This window comes from Tunicatimonas sp. (assembly GCF_049647865.1).
Taxonomy (GTDB): domain Bacteria; phylum Bacteroidota; class Bacteroidia; order Cytophagales; family Cyclobacteriaceae; genus Tunicatimonas.
The window spans coordinates 1-3979 of the sequence record NZ_JBARYM010000233.1 but is presented as its reverse complement, the minus strand read 5'-3'; the positions used below and the strand labels follow the sequence as shown (position 1 = coordinate 3979).

The 3979-nt window shown below is 37.1% G+C and carries 3 protein-coding genes; 1 reads left to right on the top strand and 2 read right to left on the bottom strand.

Annotation, left to right across the window (positions count from 1 at the left end):
- Both WBA23_RS07240 and WBA23_RS07235 read right to left on the bottom strand, forming a co-directional pair.
- The coding region (locus WBA23_RS07240) for a sulfatase-like hydrolase/transferase (protein WP_424581600.1) at positions 1–378 on the bottom strand (378 nt) is incomplete at its 3' end.
- 209 nt (positions 379–587) lie between these two features.
- Positions 588–1745: an ATP-binding protein gene (locus tag WBA23_RS07235; protein WP_424581599.1), complete on the bottom strand. Its 1158-nt coding sequence runs from the start codon at positions 1743–1745 to the stop codon at positions 588–590.
- 733 nt (positions 1746–2478) lie between these two features.
- Here WBA23_RS07235 and WBA23_RS07230 point away from each other — a divergent pair.
- Positions 2479–3979: fibronectin type III domain-containing protein (locus WBA23_RS07230; RefSeq protein WP_424581598.1), on the top strand; the 1501-nt coding region annotated here is incomplete at its 3' end.

Here is a 3979-nt window from a genome sequence, read left to right as displayed (position 1 = left end):
GGTGTAGCCAGTGTGGTAGTTATTCGCGGCTAATAGGTCAACAAAGGGAACATACTTATTAAACCAACCCGCGGCGTGTTGCCCCGCTTGCTCATTTTGCCAATGATAACGACCAGTAACAATTGAGCTACGCGAGGGGGCGCAACCCGGTGAACCGGCGTAGCAGTTAGAAAAGTAAATCCCTTCTTGAGCAACTCGATCAAAGGCTGGTGTATTAATCCACGAAGCACCATAAAAGCTGGTATGTGGGAACGACTGGTCATCGCTGATGGCGAATAAAATATTAGGGCGCTTTTCTGGTTCAGTATCTCCCTGACAACTGAACAGTGAGAAGGTCGAACACAGGCACAGTGCGACGTAGGTAATACGAAGTAGCATTAGGTTGATTTTGTAGGTAATAATAAAGATAAAACAATTACCCGTCAGTCAAAATTTAGGCTTCTGAATAAGCAAAAAATTAAGCTAATTTATCTTTACCTTCGGAGGGAATAGAACGATTAATTGTACTCTAGCTTTTCTTATCCGTATTAATATGCTCTAGCAACTAACGCCCAATTGAAAGAAGGTATGTTAGTACAAAACTTATTTCATTTCTTCTGATTAGAAGAAGCTTTAGTGCCTACTGAAGATTTCGCGCTTCCTCCCTCAACCTTTTGCATATCAGGCAGATACACTTGTATCTCTGTCCCCATGTTAAGGCTAGACTTAACCTTTATCTCACCACTTAGCTTTTCAGCATTATTTTTAACAATAAATAGTCCTAAACCACTTCCTTCCGCATGTTCGTGGCCCCGATAGAACATATCAAAAGCCCGCTTTTGTAGATTACGGTCCATACCCAAACCATTATCCTTTACTTTAATCTTAATACCATATTTGTAACGACGGACCGATATTTTTGTCACGGCATCATTCTGATCGGGTTTGCGGTACTTAATGCTATTCTCTACTAAATTCTGAAAAATGGACTGAAATATTTTCTTCTCAGTGTGCAATACCATATCTTCATTTGCAGTAAGATGAACAATCACATCTTTCCGCCCAGGATAATTTTCAAACCGTCCGATAATTTCTTCTAGACAGTCTCTGATGTTAAACGATGTGTACTGCAATTCTTTTTTTGTAGAAAGTCCTAGCTCTAGCAATCCGAAGAGTGTGTCCTCCAGTTTATCCACGCTCTTCTTTATTAGAGCCAGATAATACTTTAGTGTTTCAGTATCTTCAGGTTCATCTACTAATAGGTTGAATAGCCCTTTAACAGACGCTAAGGGGCCTTTCAAATCGTGTGATGCCCGGTAGATGAGTGTTTTAAGTTCTTCGTTTTTCTGCTTCAGTGCATCAGTTGCCTTGGTATACTGCTGCTGATCTTTAGCAACAAGAATGTATTTAAATGGATGCTTAGATTGTATGAATGTGAAGCTTAGCGACACTGGTATGTTTTTCTTCCTTCTAACGTGCAAATATGTTCTTCGCTCACGGATATCTTTCCCTTTCTCTACACTTTCAATCATCGATTCTAATAATCGGTGTTGCCGTTTGGGAAAAACCTGAGTGATGTGCTGATCTATTAAAGCTTTCTTTTCTAGATTTAATAAGTCTTCAGCATAACTATTAGCAAAACAGACATTCAAATTTTCGTCAAAAACTAATACTATGTCCGTATAGCTTCTTAGTAATTTTCTAGCAAAGTCATATTTCTCTTTGCTTATTAAGCTATTTTCAAGGGAAGCATCTTTCAGCATCATATTAATTTAGTTGCAATATTGTTGACATGTCGTTACATATTATCTAAATACGTATCCTTTCTATCTTCTCAAATTTAAAATAGCTGTAGTGTATATATGGTTATACAGTTACAAATATAATATATATACAATTATTTATAAGAATATGTAATATAATAGAACTAATTGCTTCTGTTGAGAGCTGAAGTGATAGCGATACTAATTTTAGTTTCAGTTAGCCAAATTGCCGATATGATATTAAACTTACAATGTCTAATAAAATTGGTTAATCCTGATAATTGCCCTATTTAGCTATCTGAACTAGCTTGGGTTGAAAATAGCAGCAATTATTTACACATTGAGTTGCTTATGCTATTTCTATGCACCTAAAACATACATAGGAGCGTAACAGTAGACTTAAGGTGGGTACACCTATTATATATATTACTGCTTGATTTTATTTATATTTGTTATGAAAAATTATATTTAAATGAGCAGACTTCTTAAGATAGCAATAATACTTTATAGTATTTATGCAATATTTTTTGGCTGTACTCCAGAGATACAAGAATTTATTGATCCTGTACCTGTAGCTTCATCAGGGGAAAATATAAAGACGAACGCATTTACTGCAACTTGGCGTCCTCTATTAGGTACTAATAGTTATCTCTTAGAGGTATCAACTGATGGATCATTTGAAGAAAATTCCTTAATTACAGAATTGCCCATAGAAGTACTAGATACTGCTTACACTGTGAAAGCGCTGAAAATTGCTCACACTTACTATTATCGATTAGTAGCGAATCTTAGCACAGGTGAGCAAACCAGATATTCCAATACTGTTGCAGTTAAAACATTAGGTATGCCGGCTCCAGCGGCTATGGTAGCTGCTGAAGTTGGCACCAATCAATTTACCTCACGCTGGCAACAAGTAGTTGAAGCAAAAACGTATGAAGTAGAGGTTGGTACTGATATTGGTTTTGCTGAAAATGCCTCGCTCTATCGCATAGTTACCGAAGACACTTTCGTAGTTGTAAAGAATGGTATTAAAGTAGATCAAGATTACTTTTACCGTGTTAAAGCCCAAGATAGCGACATCTCTTCAGACTACTCTAACGTAATTCATCTAACTACTACTCGGCTTACCCAACCAGTTCTATCAGACATCTTAAGTAATGTACAAAACGAGTTCACTTTTCAGTGGCAAGCGGTTGTAGGTGCTATTCACTATACTGTAGAAGTTACAATAGACCCGTTATTTCTTGATGAAACAGCATTTGTAGTAAAAAATGAGCTTACTCAAAGTACCTCTTTTACTGTGACTGACTTAGACCCGAATACTTCATACTATTTCAGGGTAAGAGCTCATAGTGATAAATCTTTTTCTGAGTACTCCAAAAATGGTGTAGTAACTACTTTACCCCTATCTGCTCCGCTATTAAACGAAGCAACTAACTTAAGTAGCACATCATTCACCGCAGTATGGACATCCGTGCGTAATATTGATACCTATGCATTGGAAGTAAGCACTTACCCAGATTTCTCCACATTGCTTCTATCTATAGATAAAATTATTGATACTACATACAGTGTAGTAGAACTTGCTGGCGATCAAACTTACTATTATCGTGTCCGGGCAGTAAAAGAGGGTAGTTTTTCGGCTTACTCAAATGTCAAAAGCCAGTATTTGTCTGTGTTGGAGCAACCAAGTAATTTATTGGTTACTAATATTAATTATACCAGTTTTAATATCATCTGGGATGTAGTGCCTGATGCCTCATACTATACTGTTGATGTAGCTACTGATGAGCAGTTCACAAACATTCTTAGTAATTTTGAGGAAAAATCTGTTAGTAGCACATCGTTGAGCGTTGACAGTCTATTGGCCAATACCCGCTACTATTTTCGGATAAAAGCGTACAATAGCTACACCAGCTCGTCTTATTCAGAAACTTCGTACACTACAACTATTAGGGTTAATCCTCCTGTTGCTCAATCGCCATCTAACGTAAGTAGCTACAGCATATATACTAAGTGGACACTCGTGCCCGGTGCCGATAACTACTTATTAGATGTAGCTACTAATGCTACTTTCACAGCATTTGTAGCGGGATATGAAAGTTTAACAGTAGCGGGAACATCATTAATTGTTGACGAATTACTGTCTTCTACTACGTATTACTATCGGGTGCGAGCGGTAATAGATGATAACATATCTGAATATTCTAATGTGGTTAGTGTAGTAACTAATGAGG

Excerpts from the sequence above, each read along its gene's own strand:
- WBA23_RS07235 (WP_424581599.1), bottom strand. The coding sequence starts at position 1,745 with ATGATGCTGAAAGATGCTTCCCTTGAAAATAGCTTAATAAGCAAAGAG.